The 15,648-nt window shown below is 66.0% G+C and carries 17 protein-coding genes; 16 read left to right on the forward strand and 1 reads right to left on the reverse strand.

The genetic code is table 11. The features are described 5' to 3' along the window. Positions 1–9 precede the first annotated feature (9 nt). From NH344_RS00265 to NH344_RS00330, 14 genes are all read left to right on the forward strand, one after another. A complete protein-coding gene (locus NH344_RS00265; RefSeq protein WP_015879490.1) occupies positions 10–372 on the forward strand; it encodes a TIGR03745 family integrating conjugative element membrane protein in 363 nt (120 codons plus the stop codon). A gap of 10 nt (positions 373–382) precedes the next feature. Beyond that, positions 383–778, forward strand: a complete 396-nt coding sequence (locus NH344_RS00270; RefSeq protein WP_106763514.1) for a TIGR03750 family conjugal transfer protein — start codon at positions 383–385, stop codon at positions 776–778. After that, positions 778–1,458 carry a PFL_4703 family integrating conjugative element protein gene (locus tag NH344_RS00275; protein WP_106763516.1) on the forward strand — a complete coding sequence of 227 codons (681 nt, stop codon included), beginning with the start codon at positions 778–780 and terminating at the stop codon, positions 1,456–1,458. The genes NH344_RS00270 and NH344_RS00275 overlap by 1 nt, the downstream gene beginning before the upstream one ends. After that, entirely contained in the window at positions 1,455–2,357 is a 903-nt protein-coding gene (locus NH344_RS00280) for a TIGR03749 family integrating conjugative element protein (RefSeq protein WP_172515615.1), read from the forward strand. Before NH344_RS00275 ends, NH344_RS00280 begins: the two co-directional genes overlap by 4 nt. Further along, positions 2,347–3,750, forward strand: coding sequence for a TIGR03752 family integrating conjugative element protein (locus NH344_RS00285; protein ID WP_106763520.1), 1,404 nt, complete (start codon positions 2,347–2,349; stop codon positions 3,748–3,750). The genes NH344_RS00280 and NH344_RS00285 overlap by 11 nt, the downstream gene beginning before the upstream one ends. Beyond that, entirely contained in the window at positions 3,731–4,165 is a 435-nt protein-coding gene (locus NH344_RS00290) for a TIGR03751 family conjugal transfer lipoprotein (RefSeq protein ID WP_106763523.1), read from the forward strand. Before NH344_RS00285 ends, NH344_RS00290 begins: the two co-directional genes overlap by 20 nt. Further along, a complete protein-coding gene (locus NH344_RS00295) occupies positions 4,165–7,041 on the forward strand; it encodes a conjugative transfer ATPase (protein WP_106763525.1) in 2,877 nt (958 codons plus the stop codon). Before NH344_RS00290 ends, NH344_RS00295 begins: the two co-directional genes overlap by 1 nt. Positions 7,042–7,056: 15 nt before the next feature. After that, a complete protein-coding gene (locus NH344_RS00300; RefSeq protein ID WP_106763528.1) occupies positions 7,057–7,815 on the forward strand; it encodes a DsbA family protein in 759 nt (252 codons plus the stop codon). A gap of 171 nt (positions 7,816–7,986) precedes the next feature. Next, complete coding sequence (radC, locus tag NH344_RS00305; RefSeq protein WP_106763531.1) at positions 7,987–8,493, forward strand: DNA repair protein RadC; 507 nt, start codon at positions 7,987–7,989, stop codon at positions 8,491–8,493. 181 nt (positions 8,494–8,674) lie between these two features. Beyond that, positions 8,675–9,097 (forward strand): TIGR03757 family integrating conjugative element protein, encoded by a 423-nt coding sequence (locus NH344_RS00310; protein WP_106763757.1) that lies wholly within the window; start codon positions 8,675–8,677, stop codon positions 9,095–9,097. Beyond that, on the forward strand, positions 9,094–10,026 hold the full coding sequence (locus tag NH344_RS00315; protein ID WP_106763534.1) for a TIGR03756 family integrating conjugative element protein: 933 nt from the start codon (positions 9,094–9,096) through the stop codon (positions 10,024–10,026). The genes NH344_RS00310 and NH344_RS00315 overlap by 4 nt, the downstream gene beginning before the upstream one ends. Positions 10,027–10,036: 10 nt before the next feature. Further along, positions 10,037–11,434: an integrating conjugative element protein gene (locus tag NH344_RS00320; RefSeq protein ID WP_106763536.1), complete on the forward strand. Its 1,398-nt coding sequence runs from the start codon at positions 10,037–10,039 to the stop codon at positions 11,432–11,434. Then, the gene (locus NH344_RS00325) at positions 11,431–11,778 is read left to right on the forward strand and encodes a hypothetical protein (RefSeq protein ID WP_106763539.1); all 348 of its coding nucleotides are present in this window, start codon (positions 11,431–11,433) and stop codon (positions 11,776–11,778) included. The genes NH344_RS00320 and NH344_RS00325 overlap by 4 nt, the downstream gene beginning before the upstream one ends. Positions 11,779–11,792: 14 nt before the next feature. Further along, entirely contained in the window at positions 11,793–13,313 is a 1,521-nt protein-coding gene (locus tag NH344_RS00330) for a conjugal transfer protein TraG N-terminal domain-containing protein (protein ID WP_106763541.1), read from the forward strand. Positions 13,314–13,322: 9 nt separating this feature from the next. Here NH344_RS00330 and NH344_RS00335 read toward each other — a convergent pair whose 3' ends face one another. Continuing rightward, entirely contained in the window at positions 13,323–13,688 is a 366-nt protein-coding gene (locus NH344_RS00335; RefSeq protein ID WP_106763544.1) for a DUF3742 family protein, read from the reverse strand. A 216-nt stretch (positions 13,689–13,904) separates the two neighbouring features. On the opposite strand from NH344_RS00335, the gene NH344_RS00340 reads away from it, so the two are divergent. Beyond that, positions 13,905–14,663: a type IV toxin-antitoxin system AbiEi family antitoxin domain-containing protein gene (locus NH344_RS00340; protein ID WP_106763547.1), complete on the forward strand. Its 759-nt coding sequence runs from the start codon at positions 13,905–13,907 to the stop codon at positions 14,661–14,663. Next, the gene (locus tag NH344_RS00345) at positions 14,656–15,588 is read left to right on the forward strand and encodes a nucleotidyl transferase AbiEii/AbiGii toxin family protein (protein WP_106763550.1); all 933 of its coding nucleotides are present in this window, start codon (positions 14,656–14,658) and stop codon (positions 15,586–15,588) included. The genes NH344_RS00340 and NH344_RS00345 overlap by 8 nt, the downstream gene beginning before the upstream one ends. The last annotated feature ends 60 nt before the right edge of the window (positions 15,589–15,648 follow it).

Genomic DNA, 15,648 nt, shown 5'->3' on the forward strand with positions numbered 1-15,648 from the left:
GGTCAGACCATGAAAACCGCTCATTTCCCCCGCATCTGTCTCGCCCGGCGCGCCGCGCTGGCACTGAGCCTCACCACGCTGCCCGCGCTGTCGTTCGCACAGGGCCTGCCGCAACTGGAGAATCCGTCGCGCGGCACCGGCGGCGGGATCATGGAGACCATTCGCAACTACGGCTACGACATCGTGCTCCTGGTCGCACTGCTGGTCGTGGCGTCGATGTTCATTGGCGTGTGCTACCACGCCTACGGCACCTACGCGGAAATCCACACGGGCAGGAAGACCTGGGGCCAGTTCGGACTCACGGTAGCCATCGGCGCGGTGCTGTTGGTCATCGGTATCTGGCTGCTCACCGAAGCGACCGGGATTCTCTGAGGCCGCGCCCATGTCCGAGCATCAGCACATCCGTGCGGACGGCACCGTGATGTTCCTTCCGCACCGGCTCAACCGGCATCCCGTGGTGGTGCGCGGCCTGACGGCGGACGAGCTGTGGATCTGCTGCGGCCTGTCCGGCGCAGCCGGATTGCTGGTCGGCGCGCCCCTGTCCTGGCTGTTCTCGACCATCGCGATCGCGCCCACCTTCATCGTGCTGGGTATCGCCTTCGGCGTGTTCATCGGCGGAGGCATCCTGCGCCGTCAGAAACGCGGCAGACCCGACACCTGGTTGTACCGCCAACTGCAATGGCGCATCGCGACCCGCTATCCCTTGGTAGCCGGCTGGATCGGCGGGCATGTGCTGATCACGCGTTCGGGGCGCTGGTCGAACCGGAGGGCTGCGTGATGAGCCGCTTCCGGAACGAAGTCGCGCACCTGCAGGCGCATATCAAGACCTTGCGGCTGGGGGCCGGCGCGTTGCTGCTGATCGCGCTGGTGATGGGTGGCGGATGGTGGAGCGCGCCACGCGACCTGACCATTCACGTGCCGCCCGATCTGCGCTCGGGCAGCACCCGCCCGTGGTGGGACGTGCCGCCGGAAAGCGTCTATGCGTTCACCTTCTATGTGTGGCAGCAGCTGCACCGCTGGCCCAGCAATGGTGAAGAGGACTATGCGCGCAACCTGCATGCGCTCTCGCCGTACTTCACGCCTGCCTGCCGCGCCTTCCTGCAGGCCGACTACGACTACCGCCGCAGCACCGGCGAACTGCGCCAGCGGGTGCGCGGCGTGTACGAGATTCCCGGGCGCGGCTACGGCGACAACCCGTCCGCGCGCGTGCGCACGGTTTCCGAGCGCAACTGGGTGGTGACGCTCGATCTCAGTGCGGACGAATACCACGGGCCGGAACAGGTCAAGCGCGCACTGGTGCGCTACCCGATCAAGGTGGCGCGCTCGGACGTCGATCCGGCACGCAACCCGTTCGGCCTCGTCCTGGACTGCTACGACGGTGCGCCGCAGCGCATCGCTGCGTCCACGCCCGAATCCCCGGCCCGCGGTGATCTGGGCCTGCAAGGAGACTCCCCATGAAGAGCCGCCTTCTCGTCTGGCTGGGCATGCTGGCCTGCGTACTGGTGCCCATGGCCCATGCCGTGGAGATCATGCACTGGGAGCGTCTGCCGCTGGCCGTGCCGCTGCAGGTCGGTGAGGAGCGCATCGTGTTCGTGGATCGCAACGTGCGCGTCGGCGTGCCGGCCAGCGTGGGCGACCGGCTGCGTGTGCAGAGTGCCGGCGGTGCGATCTACCTGCGCGCCAGCGAACCGATCGAACCCACGCGGCTGCAACTGCAGGATGCCGACAGCGGCGCGCTGATTCTGCTGGACATCGCCGCAGAGCCCGCCCAGGACGGCGAGCCGCCGCTGGAGCCGGTGCGCATCGTGGAGGGCAACGCCACGCCGCAGCGTTACGGCCAGGCGCAAGCGCCCGGAGCGGCTGCACCCGCTCCGGATCAGGCCCGCTCGCCGCGGCGCGAAACCCCGGTGGCGGTGGTGCTGACCCGCTACGCAGCCCAGAACCTGTACGCGCCGCTGCGCACCGTGGAACCGGTGCCGGGCATCATGCGCGTCAACCTGCGCCGCGACCTGTCGCTGGACACCTTGCTGCCGACCCTGCCGGTGCATGCCGAGGCGCTGGCGGCATGGCGGCTGGAAGATCAGTGGGTCACCGCCGTGCGGCTGACCCATACCGGCAGCGGCTGGATCGACCTCGATCCGCGCGCGCTGCAAGGGGACTTTCTCACCGCCACCTTCCAGCATCCGACGCTCGGTCCGCGCGGCACGCCGGAGGACACCACGGTGCTGTATCTGGTCACGCGCGGTCGCGGCCTGCCGCAGTCGCTGCTGCCGGCGGTCCACCGCTTCGATCCGACGGCGCTGCTGCCGCAGGCCGTCCCCGGTCACGACGACAAGGAGGCCGGCGATGCGCAGTAATGGCTTGCTCAAGTGGCTGGTATTGCCGGTCGCCTTGCTGGTGCTGTTCTTCGGCATCCGGCTGTTCTCCGGTGGCGGCGACCAGCCTCGCCCCATGGCCGATGCCGATCCACAGCTCACCGCCGAGGAAATGCAGGCGCTCGGCATCGAGGGCGACACGCCCCGCGACACCGTCGCCACCCTGGTGGCCCAAGTGCGGCAGTTGCGCACCGAACTGCAGACGGCGACGGCGGACAACCGCACCCAGCGCGAAGAGAACCAGCGCCTGCGCCAGCGCGAAAGCGCGATCGACCAGCGTATCGACACGGCCCTGGAAGCCGAACGCACCGCCTTGCGCCGCGACCAGGAGCGGCTGGTCGGCGAGCGCCGGCAGACCGAAGGCCTGTTGCAGGATCTGCAGCGCCGGCTGGAGAACATCGGCAGCACAGACCACTCCGACCTGCCCGTCGGGCTGGGTCTGCGCGAGGGCGACGGCGATGGCTTTGCCGGTGAGGGCGGCATCCGTTGGGTGGAGCCGGACGACGCGAGGCAGACCGATGGGCGCGCAGGCACGAGCCTGAGCTTCCCCACCAGCTTCGGGCCGGCGCAAAAGACGCTGGAGGCCACCGTCGAACAGGTGGCCGATGCCGGCGCCAGGGCAGCCGGCGTCCAGACGGCCCGGGCGGTCTACACCGTGCCGACGAACTCCACCCTGATGGGCTCGGTCGCGATGACCGCGCTGATTGGCCGCGTGCCGGTCGATGGCACCGTGAACGATCCGTTCCCGTTCAAAGTCCTCGTCGGGGAGGACAACCTGACCGCGAATGGCATTGATATCCCCGACGTCGCCGGCGCAGTGTTCAGCGGCACGGCCAGTGGCGACTGGACCCTGTCGTGCGTCAGGGGGCAGGTCCGTTCGATCACGTTCGTCTTTCATGATGGCACCGTGCGCACGATCCCCGAGGACAGCGAGCGCAGCAGCCAGCAGAACAACCAGCAGGATGGCCTGGGCTGGATCAGCGACCCGTATGGGATTCCCTGCGTCAGTGGCGCACGGCGCAGCAACGCACAGCAATACCTGGGCACCCAGGCATTGATCACCGCTGCCGGCGCGGGCGTCGCTTCACTGATCGATTCCGACAGCGGCCAGATGTCGTATGTCGGCGCCGATGGGTCGATCGGCACGGTTGGCATCAGCACCAACGAAGCGGTCGGACGCATCCTCGCCGGCGGCGTGCAGGACATGTCGCAGTGGGTGAACCGTCTTTACGGGCAGGCCTTCGCCGCAGTGTATGTCCAGCCCGGCGCCCAGGTTGCCATCCATCTCGAAAAGCCCCTTCACATCGACTACGAGCCCGAAGGCCGCCGCGTCGACCATCGAGCAGGAGAAGCGCATGCACTCGATCTGGATTAGGCCGCTGCTGCTGGTGGCGGTCGCGACGGTGCTGGCCGGCTGCGCCACCAGCAAGGAGGAGCTGATGCCGCACGGTGGCCGCACCATGCAGGACATCTGGCACCAGCAGGCCGGCGACGGCGGCAGCGGCCAGGTCGCCCGCCGTCAGTTGCTGGATGCGCGCCAGAGCCTGCGCCGGCCGCTGACGGATGCGGATGTGCAGGCCGCGCCCGCTGAGCAGATGCGCTACACGCGCACGGCGGCCAACGAGATCCACCACCAGTTTCCACGGCTTCCCAACCCGGATCTGGTCATGTATGTCTTCCCGCACCTTGCCGGCACCGATCCCGTGCCGGTGCCCGGTTACAGCACGGTGTTCCCCCTGTACCAGAGGGTGCAGTACGCCATGCCCGGCGAACGCACGGAGGCGTACTGATGGCCTTGTCGTTGCCCTGGCGCCGGCGTGCCGCCGACGATGCCACACCGACCGACGATCGGCAGGACGACTGGACGCGCCATGTGCGCGCACTGCGCGAAGCCGGCATTTCCGAACCCGGCGCGGCGGTCGCGCACGAGCGTCCGGCCACGGCCGCCGACGAGCAGGCGCTGTATGACGTGGCGCCGTCATTCGTCGCGCTGCTGCCGTGGGTCGAGTATCTGCCGGACTCGCAGTGCATGCTGCTTGAGGACGGCGTCTCGGTTGCCGCCTTCTTCGAGCTGACGCCGCTGGGCACCGAAGGCCGCGAGGCCGCCTGGCTGGCGCAAGCACGCGACGCATTGGAAAACGCTCTGCAGGACAGCTTCGACGAGCTCGATGCCAACCCGTGGGTGCTCCAGCTCTATGCCCAGGACGAAGCCAACTTCGACCAGTACCTGGACACGCTGCGTGGCTACGTCCAGCCGCGCGCCGAGGGCAGCCGTTTCACCGAGTTCTACCTGGCCTCGTTCGCCCACCACCTGCGCGCCGTCTCCAAATCCGGCGGCCTATTCAAGGACAGCGTGGTCACCCGCCTGCCGTGGCGCGGCCAGAACCGGCGCGTGCGCATGGTGGTCTATCGCCGCGCCGCAGGCCAGACCGGCCGCCGCGGCCAGACGCCCGAGCAGGCGCTGAATGTTGTGTGCGACCGCCTGATCGGCGGCCTGGCCAATGCCGGCATCCAGACGCGCAGGATGGGAGCGCCGCAGATCCACGACTGGCTGCTGCGCTGGTTCAACCCCAGGCCCACCATGCTCGGGCCGACGGCACAGGATCGCGAACGCTTCTACCGGCTGGCAGCCTATCCGGAGGCGTCGGAGCCCGACGAGATCGAGTTGGCCAGTGGCAGGGACTTTTCGCAGCGGCTGTTCTTCGGCCAGCCACGCTCGGATGCCGAGTCTGGGCTGTGGTACTTCGACGGCGTACCACACCGGGTCATGGTCACCGACCGCCTGCGCACGCCACCTTCCACAGGCCATCTCACCGGCGAAACGCGCAAGGGCGACGCGATCAACACGCTGTTCGATCAGTTGCCCGAGGGCACCGTGATGTGCCTGACGCTGGTCGCCACACCGCAGGACGTGCTTGAAGCGCACCTCAATCACCTGGCGAAGAAGGCTGTGGGCGAGACCCTGGCTTCGGAACAGGCGCTGCAGGACGTGCAGGAAGCACGTTCGCTGATCGGCAGCGCCCACAAGCTCTATCGCGGCTCGCTCGCGTTCTATCTGTCCGGCGACAACGAGGACGAGCTGGACCGGCGTGGCCTACAGCTTGCGAACGTGATGCTCAACGCCGGGCTGCAACCGGTTCGCGAAGAGGACGAAGTCGCCCCGCTCAACACCTATCTGCGCTGGCTGCCTTGCGTCTACAACCCCGGTGCCGACCGCAAGCAGTGGTACACGCAACTGATGTTCGCGCAGCACGCGGCGAACCTGTCGCCAGCCTGGGGGCGCAGTCGGGGTACGGGCCGGCCCGGCATCACGCTGTTCAACCGCGGGGGCGGCGTCATCACGTTCGACCCGTTCAACAGGCTGGACAGGCAGATGAATGCCCATCTGTTTCTGTTTGGCCCCACCGGCAGCGGCAAGTCGGCCACGTTGAACAACATTCTCAACCAGGTCGCCGCGATCTATCGCCCGAGGATGTTCATCGTCGAGGCCGGGAACTCGTTTGGTCTGCTGGCAGATTTCGCCGCACGGCTGGGCCTGACGGTGAATCGGGTCAAGCTCGCACCCGGCTCGGGGGTGAGCCTTGCCCCGTTCGCCGATGCGCGTCGGCTGATCGAAACGCCCAGCGACGTACAGACCTTGGACGCCGATGCGCTGGACGAAGAACAGCCAGACGATCCCGCCAATACCGATACAGACGAACAGCGCGACGTGCTGGGCGAGCTGGAGATTACCGCGCGCCTGATGATCACCGGAGGCGAGGATAAAGAAGAGGCGCGGATGACCCGCGCCGACCGCAGTTTGATCCGGCAGTGCATTCTCGATGCCGCCCGCCAGTGCGTCGCGGCAGATCGCGATGTGCTCACGCGCGATGTGCGCGATGCGTTGCGCGAGCGCGGCCACGATACGACGCTGCCCGATACCCGGCGCACGCGCTTGCTGGAGATGGCCGACGCCATGGACATCTTCACGCAGGGCTCGGACGGCGAGATGTTCGACCGCCCCGGCACGCCCTGGCCGGAAGTGGACATCACGGTCGTCGACCTCGCCACCTATGCCAGGGAGGGCTACAACGCCCAGCTCTCGATCGCCTATATCTCGCTGATCAACACCGTCAACAACATTGCCGAACGCGACCAGTTTCTTGGCAGGCCAATCCTCAACGTGACCGATGAAGGCCACATCATCACGCGCAATCCCTTGCTGTCGCCGTATGTGGTGAAGGTGACGAAGATGTGGAGAAAATTGGGCGCTTGGTACTGGTTGGCGACACAGAACATCGACGATCTGCCCAAGGCCGCAGAGCCGATGCTCAACATGATCGAGTGGTGGCTGTGTTTGTCGATGCCCCCGGACGAGGTGGAAAAAATCGCCCGGTTCCGCGAACTCTCGCCCGCGCAGAAGGCGCTGATGCTGTCGGCCAGGAAGGAGGCCGGCAAGTTCACCGAGGGGGTGATTTTGTCGAAGTCGATGGAGGTGCTGTTCAGGGCCGTACCACCGAGCCTGTACCTGGCGTTGGCCCAGACCGAGCCTGAAGAGAAAGCCGAGCGATACCGCCTCATGCAGCAGTTTGGCGTCAACGAGCTGGAGGCCGCGCTCAAGGTGTCCGAGGACATCGACCGCGCACGCGGCATCGAGCCATTGCCTTATGCCGATCTGCTTTCCTGACGGCCGGAGCCCGCCATGCCTGTCCATCGCTCAACGACCCCACCACTGTCCGTCCGCCGTCGCCGCTGTCTGCGCCTGTTGGCCTGCGCCGTCGGCATGTTGGCGCTGCTGCTGTTCGCGCTGCTCACCGTGGTGCAGCGCGAGGTGTCAGACGCCACACCGGCCCCGACCACCGAGCAGCACCCGGCCGGCCCGCCGTGGCGCCACGGCCAGCCCGATGCCCGTTTCGTGCTGACCTTCTACGCCGACCTGGAATGTCCGTTCTGCAAGGACTACTACCCGGGCCTGAAGAGCTGGATCGGCCAGCAGGCCGACGTCAGCCTGCAATGGCATCACCTGCCTCTGGCGGCGCACGAGCCGGTCGCCTCAGCGCTGGCCAGCATGGCCGAGTGCGCGGGCGAAACCGGCGGGCATGGTGCGTTCTTCGATGCCATCGGCTGGCTGTACCAGCACACACGCAGCGGCGGCCAGGGGCTCCCCGAGGGGCGTCGCTTTCCGGGGCTGACGCCGGCGTTGCGAGACTGCCTGGACAGCGAGCGCCCGCAGGCCGTCGTGCGCACCCAGGCCGAACAGGGCACGCACGCCGGCATCACCGCCACCCCCAGCCTGCGCCTGGAGGATCGCCAGAGCGGCCGGTCGTTGCTGCTGCAGGGGCCGGTCGAGGGCGATGCGCTACTGTCCGCGATGGATCTGCTGATGGGTGATGCACCGGATACCGCTCCGGCGCACGCCGCAGGTTTGTCCGCCATCGAAGATGGCGACATGCCCAGGTAGCCGAGGTCTTCGAGGCTACGGCGCAGCACTGCTGCGCTGACCGTCGTTCGCAACGCATCCCGAAGCGAACGGCCAGCGTCCGCGCTGGTGGATGTGTGGTTTTTTCATTTCGTCACGCCCATGGAGGTTCCGCCTCCGTGGGGGGCCTCCGTTCATCTACTGGAGGTTCCCATGACCGACGTACTGACCCTCGAAGACTCCCATACCGAGTTGGAACACGATCCCGTTGTCGTCGATACGCACGAAGACCGGATCGTTCAACAGGCCATCGCGCTGCTGGAGCGACGCATGTTCAAGGCGGGTACCGCCTTGCGGAATCCGAGCGAGGTGTGCGACTACCTGCGTTTGATGCTCGTCGGCGAGCCCAACGAAATCTTCGCCGTCCTGCTTCTCGACACGCGCCACAAGGTGCTGGCGTACGAGCCGCTGTTCCGCGGCACGATCGATGGCGCATCAGTCTATCCCCGGGTGGTCGTCCAGCGTGCGCTGGCAGCCAATGCCGCCGCCGTCATCTTCGCGCACCAGCATCCCTCGGGGAACTCGGAGCCCAGTGCAGCCGATCGCGCGATCACCCGCCGACTCAAGGACGCTCTGGATCTGATCGACATCCGGGTGCTGGATCACTTCATCATCGGCGAGGGCCGACCGTACTCTTTTGCCGAGAATGGCTTGCTGTAGCGGCGTAGAATCGCGTCCGCCAAGCCGCATCCCACGCATGGGCCTGTCCCCAGGTCCATGCGCTTTTTCGTTTCCCTCGCATCACCGGAAAACAGGGATTGCCACAGTGCGCATTGTTCGTGGTGCGCATCTGCCTCATGGGTTCGACTACCGGGGTCGATTCACCCCGAGACACGAAGCCATGCACGCCTTTCTTGCACACCTTGGCCAGACGCTGGCCCTCCCCGCGCTACTGCTTGCCGGCAACGTCATGGCTGCGGAGATCTGGATCGTGACGGACGCCCGCAACCCGGTGGCAGGTGCCCAGGCGGCGGATCGCGTCATCCAACTCGACGCGGCGCAGGCCATCGAGGCGGATCTGTCGGCCGGGTTGCCGAACGACCCGCAGCGGGCCGCGGCGTTCGTGCAGCGACGTTTGAACGATGGCGGACAGGCGCTGCAACAGCGCATCCGTGATGCCTACCAGGGCGTGACCGATGCCTGGAGCCTCGGCATCACCAGCATTCCGGCGGTGATCGTCGATCAGCGCTACGTCGTCTACGGGGTGAGCGACCTCGGCCAGGCGCTGGCCCGCATCGAGCGTTACCGGGAGGAGCAGCCATGATTCCCCGTCGCCTGCGGCTTGGAGCCGCCGCCGTGCTGCTGTGCAGCGCCACGTCGAGCTTCGCCCTCAACACCGCCACCATCATCTCCTCAACCCTGTCGCCGGACTGCCTCGAATATCGCGTCACCGGGATCTGCTACTGGCTGTACTGCTCTCTGTCGGGCTGCTCGGTGCGCACCTCCATCAAGGTCAGGCACTACGTTCCCGACGCCGTGGTATCGAGCTACTCGAATACTGGGCAGAACCCGTGGATCGAAGTGCGGCCGATGAGCCCGCCCACCCCCTCGGCTCAGGCCGGCGGTGACGGCACCACCAACGAGGATCACGAGAACAACCTGGCGAAATTCAAGAACGCCGACGTCATTGGCCATCCGGGCGGTCAGGTGTTCAGCCAGTTCGCCTCGGCGTCCGGCTACATCTGCCAGGGTGCTGGCACTGCGTTCATGCCGTACCTGCTCAGCACCTTCGACACGCTGGCCTGGCGCTACAACATGCCCGAAGCCGTGTATCCCGAGTCGCTGATTCCCGGCATGCGCGAGATCGGCACCCGCACCCGGCTGAACCTGTGGGGCAACGTCTATCCCAGGGGCGGCTTCCTGCATCAGGCCGACGACTACAAGGCTGGCGCGGTCGTCGCCCAGCGCGCCGGCGACGTCGTAACCCGGCGCGGCCAACTGCATGTGTACCAGCCGCTGATGGCCAACGCGCGAGACGGCTACTGGCCGGCCGGCGCGTTGATCGAAAGCGATGCCAGCACCGGCAAGTGGCAGCGGCTGACGCCGCGCCTTTCCAACACCTGCACCGTGTTTCCCCATGCCGGGCACTTGCCACAGGCGCAACAGGGTGACTACGCGTGGGCGCTGTGGCGCCCGTACAGCTGCTGCCAGCGTCGCGGACAGGTGTTCCTCGGCAGCGTGGATTTCAATTGAGGGTTCCGCCATGAAGCATTCCGAGCTGACGACGCCGCACGACCGCCCCTCACGTCTCTGGCGGCCTGGCGCGCTGGCCTGCGCACTGGCCGTTGCCAGCGGGCTGGCGCTCGCCCAGAGCGGCGGCTTCCAGACCAGCGGCAGCGTGATCGGCGACGAGGTCATGTACTCGATCGGCGGTGGCAACGCCGTCTCGATGAGCGGTGCGGCCGGCATGCGCTCCCTCGGTGTCGGGGTTGGGTGGAACAGCAATCTGGTGTGCGGCGACATGAGCATCAGCACCACGATCCAGAACCAGCTCAACGGCCTGACGAATGGGTTTCAGAACATCATGAGCAACGTGATCCAGAGCGCGACCAGCGCCGTGGCGTCGCTCCCCGCGCTGATCATCCAGAGAGCGGACCCCGGCCTCTACAACCTGCTGACCAATGGTGTGCTCCAGGCAAGGCTGGATTTCGATCGCTCCAAGTTGACCTGCCGGTCGATGGCCGAACGCATGGCGGACATGGCCGGTGGCCAGTTGGGCTGGAGCCAGATGGCCGAAGGCATGGCGCTGCGTGATGCCGTGTCGAGCACGGATGCGGTGTCAGCCGTCGAGCAGGCCGAGACGCGCCGGGGCAATGACGGTGTGCCGTGGGTCGGCGGCAGTAACGCCGGCGGCGCCGGTCAGCCGTCGATCAAGGTGATGGGCGACGTGACGCGCGCGGGCTACAACCTTGTGAACGGGCGCAACGCGACCGATACGTCGGCCATCGATCCGGCGAGCTGCAACAGCCTGGCCTGCCAGACTTGGGCCTCACCGCAGCAAGCGGTCGAATGGGCCACGCGGGTGCTGGGCGAACAGGAGCAACGTACCTGCGACGCCTGCACAAAGACTGAGACGATTCCCGGCGTGGGCCTGCCCCCCCTCATTCAGGAGGAGTACGACGCCAAGCTGCAAACGCTGCAGGAGTTGATCAGCGGTGCGCGCAACACCACCTTCGAGAACCTTGCCGAGGCAGGCAGCGTGTCGTTGCCGATTACCCGCGGCGTCATCGAGGCGCTGCGCGATGAGCCGGATCAGCACGTGCTGGCGCAACGCCTGGCTTCGGAAGTGGCCCTGGCGTCGGTGCTGGAGAAGGCTCTGCTGCTGCAGCGCACCTTGCTGACCGGGCGCAAGGAGCCGAACGTCGCCGCCAACCAGTTGGCGACCGCCGCCGTCGACCAGGAAAGCGACTCGCTGGATCGGGAGATCTCCAACCTCAAGACCGAACTCGAACTGCGCCGCACGCTTGCCAACAACTCGCCGATGGCGATCATCCAGCGCCATGGAACCAGGGCCGCGGGCTCCCGGGGTATCTACGAAGGTGACCCCGTGCCGGATCGCCTCGACCAGTTGCAGCGGGCCAATCCGGGGAGCACGCCATGAACCTGACCTGGGGGCCGCGCTGGCTGCTCATCCGCAGGGTGGCGAAGGTGCTGCTGTGGGCGATGCTGCTGCTCGCGGCAGCCGTGCTCATCAACATCGTGGGCATCCACTTCCTCGGCAGCGTAGTCGGCTGGGAGCGCTGGCTCGTCGAGACCTCCGGTTTCTTCCTGCTGTGGCGGCTGTGCCTGTACGGGGCGACGGTCTGCGGCTGGGTCTGGATGCGTCGGCGTCTGCTGGCGCGTGAATCCGGCATGGAAGCCAGGCGTCGCCTCCTGCGCGCCGAAGTCGCCGGCGTGGTGGGAATCGTCGCGCTCGAGGCCAGCCTGCTGATGCAGGCGACGTAGCGGGAGGATGGCACATGACGCTGTTCACCACGGACTACCTGGAGTACTACCTGACCCTGCTGAGCTGGGTCATCCACAACGGAATTTGGGCGGTGCTCGTTTCCAGCGGTGTGTTCGCCATACCCTTCGTGGCGATCATCATCCAGGAATGGCTGCGCGCGCGAGCCGAAGGTGCGGACGAAGGAAATAAAGGCGCGCTGTCCTCGCTGCGCATCGAGAACCGTGTCTGGGTGGCGATCGTCGTGGTGATGTTCGCGGGCATCCCCTTCATCGACGTTGACCTCAACACCATCAAGTACGACCAGGCGCGCTCGGCGCAATGCCAGGTGAGCGTGCCCGAACCTGGAGAGACCGGCTGGTCGCAGTCGTTCAGCACGCTCAACAACCAGAGCGCACGCGTGCCGGTGTGGTGGGCGTTCATGCACGCGCTGTCGCGCGCGATCACCGGGGCCTCGGTTGCTGCCATCCCATGTGGAACCGACCTGCGGCAGATCCGTATGGAGATCAATGCCACACGCATCGACGACCCGGTTTTGGCGCAGGAAGTCGCCGATTTCACCCACGACTGCTACGGCCCGGCGCGCGCCAAGTTGTTTATGAACCGTCCGAATCTCGATGAAGCACAGATGCACGACGTCACCTGGATCGGCTCGCGGTTCTACCTCGACAACGCCGGCTACTACGACACCTACCGCGCAAGGGCGCCGCGCGATGGATGGGCCTACGACAGCAACCGGGATGCCGGCCTGGCGCAGGTGCCGAGCGGTGCCGGCTATCCGACCTGCCGCCAGTGGTGGAACGACAGCGGCAACGGCCTGCGCGCACGTCTGCTGGATCAGGTCGATCCCAGCCTGCTCAACCGTCTGGCCGGCTGGGCCGGTTTCCTGAGCCGCACCGAAGTGGATGACTCGGTGATCCGCACCATTGCCTCACCGCGCCAGCAGAAACTCAACCAGGGCAGCGTCTACACGGATTACGGCGGGCAAATCGACAAAACGCTGCCCAACGTCATCAACCGCGCCGCCAGCGATGTCGGGATGGCGGTTGGCGGGCTTGCCTATTTCCCGGCGATGGACGTCGTGCGCCAGGCCCTGCCGATGGTGCTGGCGTTCCTGAAAATGGCGCTGGTGATCTGCATCCCGATCGTCTTGCTGATCGGCACCTACGACCTGAAGACCGTTATCACGCTCACCGTCGTCCAGTTTGCATTGTTCTTCACCGACTTTTGGCTGCAACTGGCTCGATGGATCGACAGCACGATCCTCGATGCACTCTACGGTTGGGGGTTCGGATGGAACCGCCCGCATACCAACTTCGATCCCCTGATCGGATTGAACAACACATTCGGCGACATGCTGCTCAATTTCGTCATGGGAGCCATGTTCCTGGTACTGCCTGGATTCTGGATCGCGTCGCTGGGATGGGTCGGCTTTCGCGCAGGTCAGGCCATTCAAGGTATGACCGAAGGCACGAAGGGAGGTGCGCAGGCTGGCGGTAAAGGCGCCGGAGCCATGTCAGGTGGGAAGCTCAAGTAGAGCCGAACCTCAATCGTCCTTGTAATCGACGTGGGTGTGGTCGTTGTAGAGGTTCGGGTCGTACCCCGGCGTGTTGCGAAGCTCGTCCATATCGGTGAAAGGCCAGGCGTCTTCGTCCGGGGAGTTTGCCGCCGAGGCCCAGGCAGCCGCGGTGACGAACACCAGCAGCAGCGCAAGCCAGAAGGCCGCATAGAGCAGCACCCCCAGCACGGCGAGCTTGACGATCCACACCAGCGCGGTCGCGGCGCCGCTCGGCACGCCGACGGAGGCCAGCCACGCGACCGCCCGCCGTTCGCGACGCACGTAGCCCCGCCAGCCACGGCCGAGCCAGCGGCCGAAGCGTTCTGCGGTACTGCTACGGGGTCTAGTGTTCATGATCGTCACCTGCTTGTCTGCGTTACATGGTTGCTCCAGTGTGCGCCGGTGGCCACCACGGTGCGGCCAGCAATGCGGCATGTCTGCTGCGGGATTTCGGCCATCCGAGGCCATCCATGATTAGATTTATACACCAAATTCAATCATGAGGCTAATTTTCAAGCATTGTTCTGTTTCTGAGTGGTGATTGATTAGATTGTGACGTATATTTAGCCTATGAGTGTAAATACGCGGCATCAAGTAATCAAGCGGCTGCTGACGGAGCTTCCTCGTGGAGCCCCGTTCGACCTCGCCATGCTCGAATCCTACGGCGTGTCGCCCCAACTGGCCGCCCGCTACGCGGAAAGCGGCTGGTTGGTGCGTCTGGCGCATGGCGTCTATGCCTTCCCGAATGACGACTTCGACGTCAGCGGCGCCCTGCGGTTCCTGCAGGAGAGGGTCGCCGGCCTGCATGTGGGGGGCAAGAGCGCCTTGGCACTGCAGGGGGTACGGCACAACCTGGCTTCCCGGGAGACCTTGGTGCTCTGGGGTGACGCCCGCTTTGCGCTGCCAGCCTGGTTCACCCAGCGGTTCCCGGCGCGGTACGTCAACGCCAAGCTGTTCGACTGGCCCGACGATACGCTCCCCGGCAAGACCCTGCACACGCCGCCGGGGCAGGCAGCAGGCCTGCGGGTGGCGGTGCCGGAGCGCGCGGTTCTGGAGTTGCTCTACGAGACCGGCCCGCGGGAAAGCCTCGAAGAGGCCCGTAATCTGTTCGACGGCCTGCGATCGCCACGCAAGGATGTACTCGGACGCCTGCTGGCCTGCTGTACCAGCGTCAAGGCCGTGCGCCTGTTCCTGACCTGGGCTCGGGAAACTGGCGTCGTCGACGTCGATGCGCTGCTGGAGCAGTACCCGGTACGTACCGGCAGCAACAAGCGCTGGATGAGCCGCCTCGATGACGGCACCTTGCTGAGCCTGAACCCGCATGGATAAACACTACGCCGACACCGTTCGCCTGTTGCTGAACATCGCTCCCGACGTGTTCGACAACGACATCTTCGCCATGAAGGGCGGCACCGCCATCAACCTGTTCCTGCGGGACATGCCCCGCCTGTCCGTGGACATCGACGTGGTCTACCTGCCTTGGCAGACGCCGCGAGACGAGGCCTTGCAGGCCATCAACCAGGAGCTGGCCGCCATCGCGCAGCGCGTCGAACCCCTCGGCGTGCAGACACGCCTGATCCGCAGCAAGGATCTCGGGGATACCAAGCTGATCGCGGAGAACGAGAGCAGCCAGGTGAAGGTCGAGGTCAATGTGGTGTTTCGCGGCACCGTGCTACCCGCCACACGCAGTCCGCTGAGCGCTCGCACCAGCGATCTGTTCGGCGTCGAGTTCGATGTGCCGACCCTGGTTCCGGACGAGCTTTATGCCAGCAAGCTGGTCGCCGCCCTGGATCGCCAGCACCCTCGGGATCTGTTCGACGTCTGGCAGTTGTTCGAGAGCGGTGGCCTGACCGATGCGATGGTCGAGTGTTTCGTGGTCTATCTGGCGGGACACAACCGACCGACCCACGAAGTGCTGTTCGGCAACGACAAGGACATCACCGGCGAGTATGAGCGCGCCTTCGTCGGCATGACCGAGGTGGCTTGTCCGCTGGACGTCCTGCTCGATACCCGTGCCCGGCTCCGCCATGAGCTACCGAGACGACTCAGCGATGCCCACCGGCAGTTCCTGAGCGGGCTGACCCGCGCGCAACCCGACTGGTCACTGCTGCAATGCCCGCATGCCGACCAGTTGCCCGCACTGCGCTGGAAGTTCGCCAACCTGAGCACATTCCAGAAGCGCCGCCCGAAAGACTTCATCGCGCAGGCCGATGCTCTTGACGCCGGCCTGGCCGTAACCGCCTCCGGCGGCTGAGCCACCTCACCTGGCTCCACCTGGAAAAGGGGACTGCCCCAACATCCGTTTCTTTGTCGT

This window comes from Halomonas sp. Ps84H-12, from assembly GCF_024124725.1.
Classification (GTDB): Bacteria; Pseudomonadota; Gammaproteobacteria; order Pseudomonadales; family Halomonadaceae; genus Vreelandella; species Vreelandella aquamarina.

Bases quoted from the DNA above. Each gene is read 5' to 3' on its own strand.
- NH344_RS00265 (WP_015879490.1), top strand. From the start codon at position 10: ATGAAAACCGCTCATTTCCCCCGCATCTGTCTCGCCCGGCGCGCCGCG.
- NH344_RS00270 (WP_106763514.1), top strand. From the start codon at position 383: ATGTCCGAGCATCAGCACATCCGTGCGGACGGCACCGTGATGTTCCTT.
- NH344_RS00275 (WP_106763516.1), top strand. From the start codon at position 778: ATGAGCCGCTTCCGGAACGAAGTCGCGCACCTGCAGGCGCATATCAAG.
- NH344_RS00280 (WP_172515615.1), top strand. From the start codon at position 1,455: ATGAAGAGCCGCCTTCTCGTCTGGCTGGGCATGCTGGCCTGCGTACTG.
- NH344_RS00285 (WP_106763520.1), top strand. From the start codon at position 2,347: ATGCGCAGTAATGGCTTGCTCAAGTGGCTGGTATTGCCGGTCGCCTTG.
- NH344_RS00290 (WP_106763523.1), top strand. From the start codon at position 3,731: ATGCACTCGATCTGGATTAGGCCGCTGCTGCTGGTGGCGGTCGCGACG.
- NH344_RS00295 (WP_106763525.1), top strand. From the start codon at position 4,165: ATGGCCTTGTCGTTGCCCTGGCGCCGGCGTGCCGCCGACGATGCCACA.
- NH344_RS00300 (WP_106763528.1), top strand. From the start codon at position 7,057: ATGCCTGTCCATCGCTCAACGACCCCACCACTGTCCGTCCGCCGTCGC.
- radC (WP_106763531.1), top strand. From the start codon at position 7,987: ATGACCGACGTACTGACCCTCGAAGACTCCCATACCGAGTTGGAACAC.
- NH344_RS00310 (WP_106763757.1), top strand. From the start codon at position 8,675: ATGCACGCCTTTCTTGCACACCTTGGCCAGACGCTGGCCCTCCCCGCG.
- NH344_RS00315 (WP_106763534.1), top strand. From the start codon at position 9,094: ATGATTCCCCGTCGCCTGCGGCTTGGAGCCGCCGCCGTGCTGCTGTGC.
- NH344_RS00320 (WP_106763536.1), top strand. From the start codon at position 10,037: ATGAAGCATTCCGAGCTGACGACGCCGCACGACCGCCCCTCACGTCTC.
- NH344_RS00325 (WP_106763539.1), top strand. From the start codon at position 11,431: ATGAACCTGACCTGGGGGCCGCGCTGGCTGCTCATCCGCAGGGTGGCG.
- NH344_RS00330 (WP_106763541.1), top strand. From the start codon at position 11,793: ATGACGCTGTTCACCACGGACTACCTGGAGTACTACCTGACCCTGCTG.
- NH344_RS00335 (WP_106763544.1), bottom strand. From the start codon at position 13,688: ATGAACACTAGACCCCGTAGCAGTACCGCAGAACGCTTCGGCCGCTGG.
- NH344_RS00340 (WP_106763547.1), top strand. From the start codon at position 13,905: ATGAGTGTAAATACGCGGCATCAAGTAATCAAGCGGCTGCTGACGGAG.
- NH344_RS00345 (WP_106763550.1), top strand. From the start codon at position 14,656: ATGGATAAACACTACGCCGACACCGTTCGCCTGTTGCTGAACATCGCT.